11 protein-coding genes are annotated in these 18,405 nt (G+C 42.6%); 2 read left to right on the top strand and 9 right to left on the bottom strand.

Annotated features, from left to right (window positions below):
• Nucleotides 1–23: 23 nt before the first annotated feature.
• Nucleotides 24–1,943 carry an ABC-F family ATP-binding cassette domain-containing protein gene (locus H8B17_RS15260; RefSeq protein ID WP_190310084.1) on the top strand — a complete coding sequence of 640 codons (1,920 nt, stop codon included), beginning with the start codon at nucleotides 24–26 and terminating at the stop codon, nucleotides 1,941–1,943.
• Nucleotides 1,944–2,100: 157 nt separating this feature from the next.
• Here H8B17_RS15260 and H8B17_RS15265 read toward each other — a convergent pair whose 3' ends face one another.
• The 6 genes from H8B17_RS15265 to H8B17_RS15290 all read right to left on the bottom strand — a co-directional run bounded on the left by H8B17_RS15265 (nucleotide 2,101) and on the right by H8B17_RS15290 (nucleotide 12,318).
• Nucleotides 2,101–3,225, bottom strand: a complete 1,125-nt coding sequence (locus H8B17_RS15265; RefSeq protein ID WP_190310085.1) for a lipid II:glycine glycyltransferase FemX — start codon at nucleotides 3,223–3,225, stop codon at nucleotides 2,101–2,103.
• Between the two features lie 106 nt (nucleotides 3,226–3,331).
• Nucleotides 3,332–5,497, bottom strand: a complete 2,166-nt coding sequence (locus H8B17_RS15270; RefSeq protein WP_190310086.1) for a glycerophosphodiester phosphodiesterase family protein — start codon at nucleotides 5,495–5,497, stop codon at nucleotides 3,332–3,334.
• The gene (locus tag H8B17_RS15275; protein WP_190310087.1) at nucleotides 5,497–6,960 is read right to left on the bottom strand and encodes a RagB/SusD family nutrient uptake outer membrane protein; all 1,464 of its coding nucleotides are present in this window, start codon (nucleotides 6,958–6,960) and stop codon (nucleotides 5,497–5,499) included. The genes H8B17_RS15270 and H8B17_RS15275 overlap by 1 nt, the downstream gene beginning before the upstream one ends.
• A 10-nt stretch (nucleotides 6,961–6,970) precedes the next feature.
• Entirely contained in the window at nucleotides 6,971–10,297 is a 3,327-nt protein-coding gene (locus H8B17_RS15280; RefSeq protein ID WP_190310088.1) for a SusC/RagA family TonB-linked outer membrane protein, read from the bottom strand.
• Between the two features lie 188 nt (nucleotides 10,298–10,485).
• Nucleotides 10,486–11,682 (bottom strand): FecR family protein, encoded by a 1,197-nt coding sequence (locus H8B17_RS15285; protein WP_190310089.1) that lies wholly within the window; start codon nucleotides 11,680–11,682, stop codon nucleotides 10,486–10,488.
• Between the two features lie 48 nt (nucleotides 11,683–11,730).
• Nucleotides 11,731–12,318, bottom strand: coding sequence for an RNA polymerase sigma factor (locus H8B17_RS15290; protein ID WP_190310090.1), 588 nt, complete (start codon nucleotides 12,316–12,318; stop codon nucleotides 11,731–11,733).
• A gap of 171 nt (nucleotides 12,319–12,489) precedes the next feature.
• Here H8B17_RS15290 and H8B17_RS15295 point away from each other — a divergent pair, with 171 nt between their 5' ends.
• Nucleotides 12,490–13,620, top strand: coding sequence for a metallophosphoesterase family protein (locus H8B17_RS15295; protein ID WP_190310091.1), 1,131 nt, complete (start codon nucleotides 12,490–12,492; stop codon nucleotides 13,618–13,620).
• A 2-nt stretch (nucleotides 13,621–13,622) separates the two neighbouring features.
• On the opposite strand, the gene H8B17_RS15300 is transcribed toward H8B17_RS15295, so the two are convergent.
• The 3 genes from H8B17_RS15300 to H8B17_RS15310 form a co-directional block, all read right to left on the bottom strand.
• On the bottom strand, nucleotides 13,623–15,743 hold the full coding sequence (locus H8B17_RS15300) for a cation:proton antiporter (RefSeq protein WP_190310092.1): 2,121 nt from the start codon (nucleotides 15,741–15,743) through the stop codon (nucleotides 13,623–13,625).
• Between the two features lie 5 nt (nucleotides 15,744–15,748).
• Nucleotides 15,749–16,336, bottom strand: coding sequence for a hypothetical protein (locus H8B17_RS15305; RefSeq protein WP_190310093.1), 588 nt, complete (start codon nucleotides 16,334–16,336; stop codon nucleotides 15,749–15,751).
• Between the two features lie 133 nt (nucleotides 16,337–16,469).
• On the bottom strand, nucleotides 16,470–18,362 hold the full coding sequence (locus H8B17_RS15310) for an alkaline phosphatase (protein ID WP_190310094.1): 1,893 nt from the start codon (nucleotides 18,360–18,362) through the stop codon (nucleotides 16,470–16,472).
• Nucleotides 18,363–18,405: the final 43 nt, after the last annotated feature.

Raw genomic sequence — 18,405 nt, forward strand, 5'->3', positions numbered from 1 at the left:
AATATTCATTACTTTTGCAGCAAATGATATCAATTAATAATTTAACATTCGAGATTGGCTCGCGTGCTTTGTATGACGAGGCCAATTGGCATATAAAACCTGGCGATAAGGCCGGATTAATTGGGGCAAATGGCGCCGGAAAATCCACTTTGCTAAAATTAATCGTAGGCGATTATGCCCCCACTTCGGGTACGATTTCCATGGCAAAAGATTTGAAAATCGGTTACCTAAATCAAGATTTACTATCTTACCATTCTGAAAAAAGCATCTTATATGTCGCTATGGAAGCTTTTGAACGACAGAATCAACTGCATGCTGAAATCGAGGTATTGCTCAAAAAGCTGGAAACAGATTATTCCGATGAGGTTTTGAATAAATTGAGCGATAAGCAGATGGAATTTGAGGCCCTCGATGGCTATAACATTGAGTTTCGAGCACACGAAATTTTAGCCGGATTGGGGTTTTCCGAAGAAGAGCAACAACGGCCTCTAGCAACATTTTCAGGCGGCTGGCGTATGCGTGTTATGCTTGCCCGGATACTTCTACAGGCACCGGATATTCTGCTATTGGATGAGCCGACCAACCACTTGGACTTACCTTCTATTAAATGGTTGGAAAATTACCTACAGGCATTTGAAGGTGCTATCGTCATCGTTTCCCATGACCGTTATTTTCTCGATCGGATTATCAATAAAACGGTCGAATCCCGTAGAAGTAAGCTTACCGTTTACGCAGGCAATTATTCTTTTTATCTGGAAGAGAAATCCTTGCGGGAGGAAATACAGGGCAATCAATTCAAGAATCAGCAAGCCAAAATCAAGCAAGAAGAACGGCTGATAGAACGTTTCCGAGCCAAAGCGAGCAAAGCTAAAATGGTACAATCTCGCATCAAAGCCCTCGATCGCATGGAAAAAGTGGATGCGGTGGATGATGATAATCCCGAGGTGAATTTCAGCTTTAAATTCTCCAAACCTTCTGGTCGCCATGTTGTTACGGTGGAAAATATTTCTAAATCATATCCTAATCTGGAAATTCTACGTGATACAAGCGCCATTATCGAAAAAGGAGATAAAATAGCGCTCATCGGCGCAAACGGTAAAGGTAAATCGACGTTACTTCGCATCGTGGCTGATGCTGATAACGATTACGAGGGTAAAAGTATCAAAGGGCATAATGTCTCGCAGACCTTCTTTGCCCAGCATCAATTGGAAGCGTTACATCTTGAAAACACGATTATACAGGAGCTGGTAAATTTCGCCCCCAAACATACCGAAACAGAATTACGTTCTATCTTAGGATGTTTCTTGTTTACAGGCGACGACGTATTTAAAAAGATTAAAGTCCTTTCCGGCGGAGAGAAGTCAAGGGTGGCATTGGCAAAGGCATTGACTGCAGACGCCAACTTCCTCGTGCTTGATGAACCTACCAACCACCTGGATATGGCTTCCGTGAATATCCTTATCCAAGCTTTACAACAATATGAAGGAACGTTTATCGTTGTTTCGCACGACCGTTACTTCCTAGATCACGTCGCTAATAAAATTTGGTTTATCGAAGATAAAGAAATTAAAGAATATCCAGGAACCTACCAAGAATATGAAGAATGGAGTGCAAAACGTGTGGTGAAGAAGGACACGTCGGGTGATAAAAAAGTAGCAAAGGAGAAAGAGCAACCTAAAAAGGAAAAAGCACCGCCATCGGAGGACAAAAACAAGCTCATTCAGCTTAAAAATAAAGAGTTGGCAGGCTTCGAGCAACAAATAGAGGAAAGCGAAAAATCGGTAAAGAGACTTGAAGTTAATTTGGCAAAAGAAGAAATTTATTCCGATGCGCAGAAACTTCAAGAAGCCACCCGAACATATAATTCGGCTAAAGCATCCTTACAACAGCTTCAACAAAACTGGGAAAAGCTCGCCGAAGAGATCATGGAATTGGAAGGGTAAATTTGTTCTTTTTCTCCGCGAAAAAGAACCAAAAAGCTCGCCGCGTCGAATGTTTTACATTTGGGGAACTACTAAGAATGAGTTTGTACAGCTGTAAAACATTCGGATGCGGCATTTTAAATGTTAAGGGAGGGGTAGTGATATAATAAAGTCAGCATTAACTTAGATGATAACGTTGGTTTTGAAATTCCATCGAAGTGTAATAGCTATATTTTTCCATATTTAACGGATAATCCCAGCAACCCATGCGGTGGTACAGCTTGCCACCAAATCCTTTCTTGAATCGATAAAGTCCGTACATCGGATGAGACGGATCCGGGTTAGGAGCCGTTCCAAAAAAATCATATTCCGTACAACCTCGCTCTTTGGCCATTTCCATTGCGCGCCATTGTAACGCGTAGGTAGCCATATAATTTCTATTTTCGGATGCCGAAGCCCCGTACAGATACGTCCCCCGTTTAGCCGAGATCACCAAAAACATGGCCGCTAACGGTTTATCTTCTACTTCCGCAACAAGTAGATATACGTCGGCAGGTGAAGAGGTATCGTTTGCTCTGGCCGTAAGTACGATTCGAAAATAATGGATGTCATGCAAAAAAAAATTATTCCGGGTGGCTGTCTGCCGATATAAATCATACCATATTTCCAAGCTCTCAATTCCCAACGAACGTACCTCTACCCCCTTTTTCTTAGACAGATTGATATTATAGCGCGTTTTCGGTTTCATCCCTCCCAAAAGCTTATCCCTATCTTTCCGCAGATCCATAAACATCGTATTGGAAGGAAGAATATCGGTATTGGCTTTTCGCAGTCGCCAATGGTTTGTGCTGTAATTGAGTCGGATCTCCTGTATATTTTTCTCGGGTACACCCAGCCAGTTGCCGTGCAGATCATAGCAACTTTCGTCTTTTGCCCACAGGGATTGCCAAGGCAAATCATACCGGATCATGATGCATTTCGGAGGCAGAAACGTGCGTAAACTTTCCGATAACTGTTCCAAAAAATAACCCTGATTTTCTTCCGATGGCTCTACTTCGGGGCCATAAGGCACATAAGCAATACTATGCTCTTTATCAATCGGTTGGATAACGATCAATAAATCTCCGATGAAGTATGCATCACTTGGACTATCGGTGTATAAATCAGACTGCTTCGTCCTGAAATTGAATGCTTTGGTATGCAGCCCCTGTAATTTTTTAACTTCTGACCAATAAGCCGTTTGTTGGATAATAGAGGTTTTATAAACCTGCTTGATTTCCTTATCTTCTAGTTCTGCGATCATATAAAAATTATAGTCATGATTTCAAAATCCAAAAGCTGCGAACTTAGCCAAAATGTTTGAATTAACGAGCTGCATTTGTCATTACTGTGTTAGATATCGAAAAATATCATCGAAAAAGCATTTTGTCAGGAATAAGCATTTCGGTTAGGTCTCGGGAGGAGATACCAACCTGCAGCACCTCGCCCATATAATCGTCAAAGTATTGGATCAAAAAACGATGGTAACCTTTCTTTAACGCAATTTTTCCATCTCGTCTTCGTTCATTATGCGATCCGTCATTATCGACCACAAGCTGATCAGCCACCCAAAGTTGCGAACCGTCATCAGAATAGGTATAGAAGTTATAGACACCATCCCTTGGAATTTTAATATAACCGCTAAATTCAAAGGCAAACGAATCCCGTGCTGTAGCGATATCAATCGTAATATTGTCGGTTTTACCGGATTTTATTAGTCTGGTATTAGCCGATATATCGGCGATCTTTTCCAATCGTCCACCTTCAAAATAGCGATAAGCGACACCCTGTTCGAAATTTTCGTCATGCACTGCATCCCAGTAGGTCATTTGCTGCTCTTCTAATTCCGAAATTCCAGAAGGATAGTAATATTTAAATTCGACCTGGGTCGGCGTACGGATCCAAGTATCGAAAGCCCGTTTGCCTTCATAAAGCAGGATGATACGTGCACCACGTTCCAAAGAACCGTAGGCATCTGCGCCGGTAGTACGACCATAGGCCAAAGCCACATCCATGTATTTACCAATGGCGTCGTTGCTATGGTTATGTCCCGCAAATACACCCATTACATCCTGCTTCGCTAAAAAGTTCACAAACATGCCGCTGTTCAGCCCGCCAGGGCCGTCCCCACCACTCGCATTCCCTAATCGCCATTTTTCATCCTTGTGAACTTGACCATATTCCGGTAGCGGAATATGTAAAAATGCTAGTGCCGGAACCGGATTTCCTTCATTCAGGGAAGTATAATAGTCACTTATTTCTCGATACCACTTAATCTGGTCAAACTGAATCCAGTTGTAATGGCCATGCAACGGGTTAGCGGGTTTGTTGTGGGTATCCAATGCATACAACAGGGCTTTCACTTCTTTATCTTCTGTCGAATAAAGTGGCAAAACATAATTGCCGGCACCACTAATAGCAGGTCCCTTTTCACCTATGAAGTAAGGTTTACCCTTCAAAAAATCAAAATTGTCCGACCTACTCATCCCGACCTCATCGTCGTGGTTACCCAAGGTGACCGCCCAGGGTATACGATAGTCTTCAAAGATGCGAGCGATGGCATCCCAAGCTTCCGAAGCGGGTCTGGAAGCTGGAAGGTCACCCGTTAACATCGCGAAATCAGGCTTTTCTCGATCTAAAACAGCGCGGATGGTAGCAGTAGTTTGTTTGGTACCCGCAGAACGTTCATCCCAATGCAGATCGGTAAATTGCGTAATTTTAAACTGTCCATCTTTAAAAAAAAGGGAATCACGTGTTGCCGTCAGATCTTCCTTTTTAAAAAAATCAGCGAACTGGCTATCCAGCTGGATATATTCCACACCCAGGCTGCTCAGGTATGCTGCTGTTTGCCTGTAATTGTCTGGATTGGACGGACGGTAGTTGAGCACCCCGACCACTTGAATTCCATTAGCCGTAGCCCAAAGGTAGTCTTCCTTGCTTGGATTGGCAAAAAGATAATAATGCTGTGGGGAATAATCGCCTCGCTGCTGGTAAGCTTCAATCTGTTTTCTGGTACAACTTACTTTTATCTTACCGCGAAAGTAATCCGTTGCTTCTTCCGTAGGAATGATAAGTGCTTTTTCTGCCAAATCAAGATCAACGAGCTGGTCATAAATCTCGCTAAATTGCTTTTGGTGATTACCTTGGATTTTCAGGTCGATCATGACCTGTAAGCCTTCAGCTTTTGCCAAAGAAAGCATATCACTGAACTTTTCCACAACATGCCCGTTTGCCGATTTAAACGTCCGTAATTCGTTCCAATCAAGTTCATCGACCAGTTTATCGATTTCGAAAAAGCGTCTTAAATTTCGATCGTGGTGCACGATTAAGACAGAATCCCGAGTCATGCGGACATCCAACTCCACCATATAATATCCTGCTGCCGCCGCCTTTTTTACGGACGCGATACTATTCTCATCGGTGTGTTCATCAACCACACCTCCACGATGCGCAATTAATTTAATATCACCAAATTGGGCTTGGACATAGGGAGCTGCTCCCAAAATAAAGAGCAGCCATAATATATATCGTTTCATCAGTAATTCGAATTTTGGACAAGAATACCCCCGCTCTTATCAATCTCTACCTGTGGCAAGGGAAAGAAATAATTTTTTGGAGCGGAAAAATTAACACGATTCAGGTCAGTATGATAAACTGCATCCGGATTTTTCAGTATGGTGGCAATATCCACCCATCCTGTCCTGTCCCAACGAACCAAATCGAAGAAACGTCTATTCTCACCAGCAAGTTCTAATCGTCTTTCCAAAATCAGATCATCTTTATCAGCTCCATCAAGTGCTGTTGCTCCTGCACGAGCCCGCACAGCGTTAATTTCAGCATCCCCAGCACCGGCACCTGACTTCCGGATTTTTGCTTCAGCGACCAACAGATATACATCGCTGGACCGCATAATCGGGATCAATAAATCAAAGCTCAATCGCCCTTCAGGTGTAAACGTGGTGTATTTATTGAAATGAAACCCCGTCTCAGAACTAGCGGCATCATAGGGAATAACAGCATTTCCAATATTGATTTGGTCGCCCTCTGCCCACATCGTAGCCAACCGTCTTTTATCATTTCCAAAAGCATCAAAGAGGCTCTTCATCGGATGAAAGAAATTCCATCCACCTTGTGTACGCGGACTGAAATAATAAATTGTTGATGTATTCCGCCACGCTTGTGAAGAGGTGACATATAACAACATTTCTGGGAGTGCGGTAGTCTTCTGGCGAAAATTATCTTGAAAATTATCCGATAGTTTATACGTACTGTTTGTCGTAATTTTTTCACCCACCGTAATGGCCAGATCAAGTTTATCCTCTTTTTGAGGGTAGCTCGACCAATGCATGTACAATTGCGTCAAATATGCCCAGGCCGTGCCCTTATTGATGCGTCCAGCTGTGGATGTAACCGGCAAGAGTTTCTCCGCAGCCTGAAGATCGTTCTCGATAGACTGCAAAACCTCCTCTATCGTCGCTTTCGGTTTATTATAGTTGGCCGTAGCTGCATCTTCCTGCGTGATCAGCGGAAATTCACCATAAGGCAAATAGAGCCACCAGTTCGCGAAAGCCCGAAAGAAATAGGCCTCACCAACACTTCTATCCTTAATCTCCTGCGAAATATCGTCCAATTCCGGTACATGTGTAAGGATAATATTGGATCGCGAAACCATTTCGTATTTCCAAGTCCAGCCGGCACTTAACTGTGGGTTTGATGCATCAAAAGTAAAGGTTTCTATCGCTTCATCTTCCGAATGGTCTCCGGCGCGGTACACATCGTCCGATGCGATATCCCACGTATAGTCACCATGGGCCACGAAATCTTCGGCAATCAAAATACCATAAAGACCTGTGACTGCGTCGACAACAGACTGTTCATTTTTGAAATAGTTCTCTTCGGTATACTGTCCTTTTACCTCAACATCCAAAAGATCATCACAGGATGAAACACCAAGCGTTACACTTAATAGGATGAGAATTAAAATATTTTTATGTTTCATTCGAATAAATTTAAAAATCAAATCTAAAGCCTAAATTCATTTTTCTACTGAATGGGAAATTGGCATAATCTACCCCACGCTGCAAATTTCCGTCAGAGTAACCAATTTCCGGATTATACCCCTTGTACGGTGTGATGACCAACAGATTTTCGCCCATCACATATACACTCATATCACGGATAAAACTGCTTTCCGACACCGGTATCTTATACGATAAGGTAAGCGTTTTCAACTTCACAAAATTTCCGTTTTCAATAAATAGATCAGACGTGCGGTGATTTAGGTTGGCACGTTGGGTACTCATCCGCGGGATGGCGTTGCTCGTTCCTTCTCCATGCCAACGATCTAATGCTTCGGCATACATGTTATAAGAATAAGTTGGATCAAGCCCCTGCATCCGGTCGGCATTGTAAAGCTGTCCTCCAAAATTACCCGTTAGATTTGCGTGCAGGGCAAACCCTTTATAACCAAGTCCAAGCTGTAATCCAAGAATAGCATCGGGATTTGGATCTCCTAGATATCCTCTATCTTGTTCGTCGATCTGTCCGTCGCCGTTCATGTCCACAAATCGCACGTCACCCGGTCTTATATCCCCCTTGCGTCCGTCATTCGTTATATTGGGATCATTATCGATTTCCGTTTGATTTTGATAAAGTCCATCCGTTTGCCAACCAAAGAACGAGGCAAGTGGCATATTCTCATACGTACGGGATATCTCCTGTGATTGACGTCCATAAAATACGGATCCCATGTAATTATTATTTCCGTATAACCGAGTTACCTTATTTTTCAGGAGTGTTACATTTAAACCCACGTTGTAGTCAAAACCACTGGCTGTCTGCTTCCGGTGTCCGAGTTCAATTTCCCATCCATGGTTACGCATTTCGCCGATATTAGAATCTGGTATAGTAGCCCGTCCAACAGTTCCCATAACAACTGCCGGGATAAGCATATCGGTCGTTTTTTTGTCAAACCAAGTGACATTCGCAGTCAAACTTCCATGGAACAAAACAGCATCTATTCCCACATTGGTCATGGCTGTTTTTTCCCAAGTGATAAACGGATTCGCTAAGCTCGTAATCCGAGCCCCCCCTACCTGATCGGAACCAAAAGTATATTTGTTACCATAATCAATATTTCTTTTCATGATCGTCATGTATTGCAAATCCGCTACTTCCTGATTACCTAGCATACCCCATCCACCTTTAATCTTCAGGTCGTCCAGAAAAGAAATATCGCTCATAAAATCTTCTTCCGAAAGACGCCATCCTGCGGATATACCCGGGAAATATCCCCATCGGTTTCCGGCAATAAACTTCGAAGAACCATCACTACGCATGGTCATCGTCAAAAGATATTTGTTGGCAAAGCTATAATTGACACGGGCAAAAGCGGAAGCCAATTTTTGGGGAACATCATAATTGCCAATAATGGTATTCATAGTCGCACCGTTATCGAATACAATCTGATCTAGGCTTTCATCAGCAAAGGCAATCTTTTTTACCGTTTGGAAACTTCCGTTTTTCGATTGCATGGAAACACCAGCAACTGCATTCAAGTGGTGGCTACCGAAAGTACGCTGAAAGTCGAGGTAGGTTTCTCCCAAAATCGTATAGCTTTTCTGATCTGTAATCCCCAGTTCCGCGTCGTTCCGTCTCCGCATTTGCTGGGTCACGCTTGGAAAGAAATCTCTAGCCTGATATATATTACCTTCAAACCCAACGTTACCTTTCAACTTTAAACCATCTATAATCTGATACTCCAATGCTAGGGAAGCAAGCATGTTGTGATTATGCTTGTTGCGATCTTCTGTTGACAGCTCGTATACCGGGTTATTGATATCTCCCAATTCATTGTTTGCAGAAGCGCTTCCCCATTCTCCGCTGTCGTCCATTACCGGGACAGCCGGGTTGAAACGAAGAGCTTGCCATAATACCCCACTATATACCGATTGTGTTGATGGGCTATACCAATTTCTGTAGTTGTACTGAAAGTTTTGCACCAATTTAAGTCTATCGGAAATAACATGGTTGGAGTTAACTCGCGCAGAAATTCGCTGAAATTTAGAACTCAACATGATACCCTTTTCGTTGTAATAACCTAAACTTGTCAGGTAAGATGATTTTTCCCCACCGCTGCGGATGCTCAGATCGAAATTTTCCAAACGACCTGCTTGAAAAAGTTCATCTTGCCAATCGGTACGATTTACCGTATAATACGGATCGTTCCAAAAAGCATTTTCTGCGATGCCGTCATTACCATATCGTTCCTTTTTAAGCATGACCAGATCATCCGCACCCAATAGATCTAATTTGTTGTTTACATTTGTAATACCGGAATACACATTAACATTGTATTGAGCCGGTTGTCCTAGCTTACCACGTTTTGTAGTTACCAAAATAACACCGTTGGCCGCCCGTGTACCATAAATCGCGGCAGAGGAAGCATCTTTTAGCACCTCAATTTGCTCAATATCGTTTGGATTTATGTCCGATAATTTGCCCGAAGGAACACCATCAATGACAATTAAGGGATTGGACGAATTTATACTACCCGTTCCGCGAATTTGTATACTCGGTTCTTCCGCTGGAGATCCACCCCCCGCAACAATCTCCAATCCCGAAGCCAACCCTTGCAGCGCGTTAGATAACTGCCCTATTGGCGCGGTATTCAACTGCTCTGCTTTGACACTCGCAACAGAACCTGTAAGATCGCTTCTGCGTTGTGTACCATACCCCACTACAACAACTTCGTCCATCTCCGTGATGACAGGTTTCATTTCCACAACAAGACTATTCCTGGAATCTACACGAACTTCATTTCGCTGATAACCTACAGAGGAAAAAACAAGCACCGTAGGATCTTTCGAAACGGGTAGTTGGAAACGCCCAGATTCATCTGTAATTGTACTGTTGCTCGTTCCTATTTCCGTAACGGACACATTCGGCAACACTAATCCACTGATATCCTTCACAAGACCTCTAACAGTCTGCTGTTGTACTTCGGAAGACATATCCCTTTCAGCAACAGCACTCGGACCCTTTTTACGTCCCGTGAGGATCACATTTTTATCGACCACGTTGTAGTCTATATTATAAATTGGAAGAATTTTGGAGAGAGCCGTTCGAAGAGATAATCCGTCCATATCGACAGTCAATTTTAAATCCGACGGTACAAGCGCCGTATCATAAAAAATATGGTAACCGGTTTGTTTCTGGATTTCTTGTAAAACCTCGGCCATCTTCACATTTTTCCTTTTAATGGTAATGGTTTGGCCGAAAGTCATCGCGCCAACCTGTAGTGTACTCGCACACATTAACACAAGTGCTAGTTTCATGATTAAGAACCTGTTAATTTGAGGAAATGGAACACCTCTACGTATCGAAACATTATTTTTTTTATACATTTGTCCTTTCGGTTGTTTATATACTTTTTACAATCGTTATTCACTATTTATTACTCTTATCGGGAGCGTTCGCACCGCTCCTGATAATTGTCTCTATTATTATTCTAAAAATATGTACATTATCCAGTAACCATAATCCTCCTTCCTTTTATTTCAAATTTCACGCTGTTCGTCATTTCGATTAAGTCTAATAGCTTTTCAATTTTTTCATAACGGGATATGGATCCCGTAAAGTGAAGAGATTTTCTCTCTTTTTCATATTCAAAAGAGACATCGTACCACCTCGATAGGCAATCTAAAACCTCTTCCAGTGTAGCATTATCAAATGCAAAAGCACCATCTTTCCAAGCTATTGTATAGTAAGTATTTACCTTTTCTACATCTACTTTTCCTGAATATGTGCTAAATATAGCTTGTTGATTAGGCGAAAGGTCTTCTCTTCGGCCATTTGGGAAGCGTAACTGTACAGCGCCTTCCACCAAGGTCGTCTTAATCTTACTTGCGTAGCTATTCAAATTAAATTGTGTACCAAGCACTTCAAGTTCCTGTTCCCCTGTCTGTACAATAAATGGCAGTTTTCGGGTTCCATCTGATTTTTTGACCACATGGAAATAAGCCTCTCCTGTCAGTTCAACTTTTCGGCTTTCCTTTCCGAAATTGATTGGATACCGCAGGCTGCTCGATGCATTTAACCAGACCTGGCTTCCATCCGGTAAGTTCAATTTATACTCTCCACCTTTAGGTACGATAATCGTATTGTAAAAATCATTACGAAGACTATTTCTGTCAGCTAGCACATAAGAGATCTCTCCCTTATTATTTTTAACAAGCGCATATCCATCCATCGTCAAAGATTCGTTATTTGCCAGCGCCTCTAGATCGATCTCTTTGCCATTCTCCAGAACAATTTTTGCTTTGCTCTTTCCAGGAACAATGGCCGACCATTCTTGTGAAGCCGAATTCGGTTCATTTGGAGTCCCCTTTAGCCAGTTTGTCTTAAAAAATAGGAAGGCGGTCCCTACCAGCACAAACAGCGCAGCTGCAACCCGAAGAAAATTTAATGTTCTAACTTTCGCTTGACGCAGTCTGTGCTCTTCCGCTAATATCTTGAACTGAACCGATTCAAAAAGCCCGTCATTTTCTTCTTTTTTTCCCCATGATAACGAATCTTTTTCGGCAAGCTCCGTTAAGACCGAGCTCAAAAGACTATCCGATTTTTCCATACGAAAGTAGTCTTTCAGTTTTTTTAGATCAGGATCAGAAATGGTACCGTCCCGATATTGCTTGACCAAGAAATAGAGTTCTTCCTTTTCCAATATTATAGTGCTCTTTACTCCTATAATTACCTTGCTTCGGAAAAAGGACTATTGACCGAGAAAAAAAATTAAAAAAACAAAGTGATATAACCGATGTAGGTGTAACCTGATCTTTTTGGAAGCTGTTATCACCTGGTTTTTAACCGTATTTTTAGAAGTCCCCATTTGATCGGAAATCTCTTCGTAGGAGTATCCTGCCAACTTATTGAGTTGAAATATTTCTTTTTGTTTGTCTGGCAATTGGTCCACCAGTTCTTCTAGTACTGATCGCAAATCATTAGCTTTCAGCTCATCTAGAGTAGATGTGCATCCCTCGTTCCAGTTATTGCGAAGCTCATCCCTATATTTTGCTTCGACAACCGATCTCCGAAAAACACGCAACAGGTATCGCTTGGTTATTACAAACAGCATCGGATAAATTGCTTCCGGACCACCTATCTTCGATCTGTTTTGGTGCAATTTAACAAAACTCTCCTGCACGGCATCCTGTGCAATGCCTTCGTCTTTACAAATCGAATAAGCAAACCGACAAAGAGTAGCTTGATAATTATCAAAAATTATCCGAAAAACTCGAGAATCACCGTTTTGAAATGCAACAAACTCTTCATCAGAAATATTTTTAGGATGTTGCGTCATATTAGAATAATCACCTTGCAAGATTAAGCAACAACTATCAACGATTTGTTAAAAACAAATGAACATTTTGTTATGACGGTACCATCTTCATTTATATGTCATAACACCGTTTTATTATATTAAATCACCATGACTTAACATGCAGTTAATATTAGTTTATTATGTTTGTTTATGGAAAATACAAAATACAATGCTCCCGTTGTGTTGACCCATATCAATGATGATTCGCACAACTTTAAACCATTACCCACTCCAACAGGAAAATATCCCTATCGCCTGCATATAAAGGATATCATCGGGACAGCGACCGATAAATTGCAAGACCGTATGTTTTTTCATATGGTGGGCGATACTGGCAGCGTCCGTCATTCTGATTTTCAGGCTACAGTTGCTCAAACATTAGCGCAACAAATTGAAGGACATCCGGACACGCAACCGGCCTTCCTTTTCCATTTAGGGGATATCGTCTATAACCATGGGGAAGCATCTGAATATCCGGCCCAGTTTCTAAAACCTTATCAAGATTATCCAGCACCAATCTTTGCTATTGCCGGTAACCACGACGGCGATATCAACCCTGGTGCATCCAGTCCATATCAAAGTCTGGACGCTTTCATGGACGTCTTCTGCGATACACATAGCAGGCCTATTACGTATGGTGCAAGTAAACGGAAAAGCATGACCCAACCCAACGTATACTGGACATTAGAGACACCCCTCGCACGCTTTATTGGTTTATATGCCAACGTCACGAAGCACGGCTGCATAACCGATGAGCAACGCGAATGGTTTATAGAAGAATTACGCGATGCCTCCATTCAACGTGATGAGCAGGCCATTATCGTATGTATACATCACGCGCCTTACTCCGCCGATACCAACCACGGATCTAGTACCGCCATGATCGATTTTCTCGAGCGTGCCTTCGCCGAAGCATCCGTGCTACCAGATGCCGTGTTCAGTGGCCATGTACATAATTACCAACGATTTCATAAAACATATCCGGATGGCAGTGTGGTACCATATATCGTAGCAGGTGCCGGTGGGTATGCGCTTCTTCATAACATTGCCACCCATGGTGACGATACCGTTGCACCTTTGCAATTCGAAGACAGTAGCGTCGAATTAGTTGCCTATTGTGAAGATCTTTATGGGTTTCTCAAAATGGGGCTCGTCCGGACGGACGAAGGATTGAAGCTAACGGGTGGCTACTACACCCTAAGCCAACCCGATGATACCAAAGCCGAATTGTACGACCGCTTTGAAATTCCGTTGCGACGGTCGATGTGTCTGGAAGTATAAGTCTATCCAAACACCTTCCCGATAACTTTACCTATAGCTGCAAAATCATCTAGGTTATTTACGGCTCTCCTTTCTATCAGATTTTCCTTTGTTTTCGAGTAAGGATAAATCAAAATATAATTATTGTGGAGCGAGTTGTTATTTAAAAACTCTGGTACCGCGTGCATTTGCGAAGTGTAGGAAAATCTGTTACGATCCGCCATCATCACAATTAAGCCCTGATCAGTTTCCAAGCCAAGTACCACCTGTTCAGCATCGTTCCAAGATGCTGTTTCGTGCATTTCCGCCTCGATTGCAGATTTCTTTAAGATGCGTTCAAGCACATCCAACATCGGCCTACTGGCATGAAATATCACGGTTGCACCCGAATTGCGTGCGATGTTCCAGATTTTTAACAGTGCATAAAAGAAACCAGGTTCGTCCTCCGCATCACGCGGAATGATCACGACATAACTCTTCACAGTAGAAATAGGCTGCACCGCGTGATATATCAGTAAATTCACATGTTCATTTGTCAGATAACCATTATAGAGGTTGTAAATAAATGAAGTTGAGAACCCCTTTTCACGTTCCAATCCGATAATTAAATCGGTAATATTTTTCTCCTTGATCACATTATTAACACCCGCTACAACTTCCTCATCATGACGGGTTATAGGTGTGATGACAACATCTGCGGCAGCCCCCATTTTTACGGCACCATCTAGAATGCGTTCCGCATTTTTAGCCGATGATTCATTTTTATCCTCATTGATAATATTTAAGGCGAATATTCCTTCTTTATTAGATTTTGTTTTAACCAACAGCCCCAGATTTACCATTTTCTCCGTCATCTGCTCGTTGTTGATCGGCAGTAAAATCCGTTCACTTTCCAAACCCTTACCAGAAACCGTGTCTTCCTTGTCCGCGTCCGCTATCTTCTGTCCAGCCGACATCGATACAAACGACGACACCGTACAAGATATTAAAATCAAGAGGATACTACCATTCAATACATGATCATTTAACAACCTGATTGGTTCGCCTGATGGCGTTTCACCAATAATAATATTGTATCCTACCATTACAGATGCCAACGTAGCCGCAGCAGAAGCCGCGCTCATACCGAAGATCAAGCGCCCTTCATTAGCCGTGAGCTTAAAGGTACGCTGTGTTAAATAGGCCGCAATATATTTCCCACCGATCGAAGCCACCAGCATGATCGCCGCGACACCAAGAGTTTCCCAGCTTCTTATAAATGCCTTAAAGTCAATCAGCATGCCAACACTGATCAGAAAAAAGGGTATAAAAATCGCATTGCCCACGAATTCCACCCGGTTCATCAACGACGAGGTATGTGGGATGAGCCTATTGAGCGCCAGACCGGCAAAAAAGGCTCCTATAATCGCCTCTATGCCCGCAATTTCAGCAAGAAGCGCTCCCAGATATATCATCACGACCACGAAGATATACTGTGAAATCTTATCTTCTACCCGTTTGAAAAACCATCTCGCAATAATAGGGAACAACATTAACACGATCGCCGAGAATAGCACCATAGCAATCCCCAGCCTGACCCAAAAAGCCGTTCCAACCTCACCCTGCGACATCCCAACAATAACAGCAAGTACTAAAAGCGAAAGTACATCGGTAATCATCGTTCCACCAACCGTAATATTCACCGATAGATTTTTTGTAATTCCCATACCACTGATCAGCGGATAGACAATAAGCGTATGCGAAGAAAATAAGCTAGCAAATAAAATAGCAGTCGGAATAGCGAAATCTAGCAAATAAAAGCCCCCCATAAATCCCAAGACAAAAGGGAATATAAAGGTGTATAACGCAAATGTTATGCTCTTCCACTTATTCCGCTTAAAATCACCCATATCGATTTCCAGACCTGCTAGAAACATAATATAAAGCAGACCCGTGGTACCGATAACGATTACACTGCTGTCGCGCTCCAAAACATGAAAACCATTAGGACCAATTACCGCACCCGCGATAATCAGACCCAAGATGTGTGGTACTTTAATTTTATTTAGCAAGAGCGGTATAAACAGGATGATCACCAATTCGATAAGAAATTTGATTAACGGGTCCTCGATCGGTAGCGTGATTGGATGAATAGCAAGTATCATAGAGGTTATTTTGGACTAGGTGTTAATTCCACGGAAAATACCGCTTCACAATTATTCTTACCCGTCAAGACCAACGTGCCTTTCATTACATTTGGCGTTATATCGTCGATCTGTACATATCGAATTATCTTTGTATTCAAATCGCTATCGTTTAAAATACGAAGTATAATTTTTTCTCCCTCATAGTTCCCCTCAAACACACGAACATATTTATCGTTGTTGACAACCTGAACATGCATTCCAGTCGAATCCGCATAAAACCGCCAACGTTCGTTTCGCTGATCGCCGATCACATAGTTTGCACAACGGGACGCACGACATACCATCCGGCTATTCCAATCGCCCTCTACACGTTCTGGCCATTTGTTATAACGATCTGTCGTCGTCGAGTCTGACTTTGCCAACACACGACTATTTAAACTATCTCTCATTTTTAACAATGCGCGATATTCATTTTCCAGTAACGCCACACGTTGCTCTCGGAGCTCTACCGCCCTTTCCCGCTGGGCAATGTCCTGATCTCCACGATTTGAGTCACAAGAAACCAACATGACCATATGTAAAAAAAGAAGAACGTAGAATCGTAAAATCATATTATTTTTTTTAACTAAACATATAAATCCACTTTCTGTTTGTCGAATGTAAAAAGATAAATCCGTAATTAGATGATACACATCAAAAAAAGCAGGCTAACGACACCTGCTTTTTCTCTCTTCAACGAAGTCGTTATTCGACAGATAAATTAAGTACCTGATAAATCCGTTTAGCGATATCCGTATTATCTAAAAAACCCTGAAAAAGATCCGCCCCGGGTCCATATGCCATTAACGGCACAGGGATGCCTGTATGATCCGTCGTGGCAAAATTACCGACAACATGACCATTATGTTTATCCGCATCTAAAAGGACCAAACCACCTGTTTCGTGATCCGACGTAACGATAACCAACGTCTCTCCGTTGATATCCGCATACTGTAAAGCCTGCCCGACCATACGATCAAAACTCAAGTATTCAGTGATGGTAAACGGCAGCGAGTTACTATGTCCCCCACCGTCGATCTTTGCTCCTTCCACCATTAAAAAGAAACCCTTATCTGCACCTTTTTCTTCCAAAAAAGACACTGCCGGTTGAAACGCATTCTCAATCAATCGATATCCCGTCTGCGTACCGTTTTGATTGTCTCTGAGTTTATCCCATTCGCGGTCAACTTGATCCTGGGCAAACACCAGCAGGCGATCACTTTGTGAGCGCATTATATGCTCAACACCACGAACCACCTCCACATTTTTTGCCCGAAGTCCCTTCATAAGGGAACTATCTGCCTCGGCAAATACCCTATGCTCTCCCCCGACCATTAACGATAATTTTGAATCCAACAATTGTTCAGCAATGCTATCGGTCATACCTCGTTCACGCACATGTGCATAAAAAGCAGACGGGGTAGCTCCTGTAATCCGGTCGTTCGATACGATCCCACTTACCATACCTTGCTGTGCTATTTGGTCTGGAATATTGCTTACCGGATGACCTGTCGTATCCACACCGATGTAGCGGTTCCGGGTCTTGACCCCGGTAGCCAAAGCACTTCCTCCAGCTGCGGAATCCGTGTGATAATTATCCGTAGATCCTGTAAAAAGATACCCCGTATAGGGCATATTTAATACGTTCAGCTGCCCTCTATTGGCCATAGCCGCGGCCCAAAGCTGCGACAGACCAGCACCATCACTGATCAGCAGTATAATATTTTTCGGGCGTTCGGCAGTTTTTTCTGTTCGACGCGGCATGTATGGTTGGTAAAAAACTTCGTTGTGATAACTGTTCTTGGTGTACGCCCGCATAAATTCCGCGGCCGCCATAGGCTGATCCGTATTGATGTAATCAACCCCTATTTTCAGCCATTCATACCATGTTGTTTTGGTATCCGGAGCCGCCCAAAACCGAATTTTTTTTCCCAATCGGTGTACGGAGTCTACCGTTGTTTTTACTTTTATAGAATCCTGATAGGTCAATCTTCCTAAACCGTTCCATTCAGAGAACCTTGGAAACGGTGCGCTAAAAAGCCCAATCCTTTCTAGCTGTGCATCCGTATACATTTTATTCAACTCCCCATCAAAAAAGAATATTTCATCATACGAACGAAACTCATCCGGTTGCGGACGGTTTCCACTAACAACAATTTTTACCGCTTTGGGATTATTTTTACTGTCAAACAGATCACGATACGGCTTGATTTTCTCTGTTAACACTTTCAATACGCCATCCCCGTCAGCTTTCGGATCGACCAGGAGCTGTAGCTGGCCGTTTTGTGGGTAAAGAAACCCATCCGAGCTATTCGCAAACGCTTCCAGGATCGGCTTTAGATACAACCGGTCAAAAGTCTTGTCAGCTGCAATCTCTTCGTATTCATGTGCCACAAACAGCTCACCGTCCTTTAAAAACAAATCCACTTCAATAGATCCGAAGCCCAGTCCATACGCCATGGCAAAAGGATGGTTTCGGGTATAATCATTATGCGAATGTAAGTTGTGCAGATATGCCGCTGGCTTAACCTGAGCGAAAGCCGGAGCGGCAATCCAAATCGCTGCTCCAACCATTATCGAGACAAAAATTCTCTTCATATTAAAATCGTATTCATTTTATTTATTATCTTACTTTTTTCCA

Origin of the sequence: Sphingobacterium arenae (assembly GCF_014692505.1) — a bacterium.
GTDB lineage: Bacteria > Bacteroidota > Bacteroidia > Sphingobacteriales > Sphingobacteriaceae > Sphingobacterium > Sphingobacterium arenae.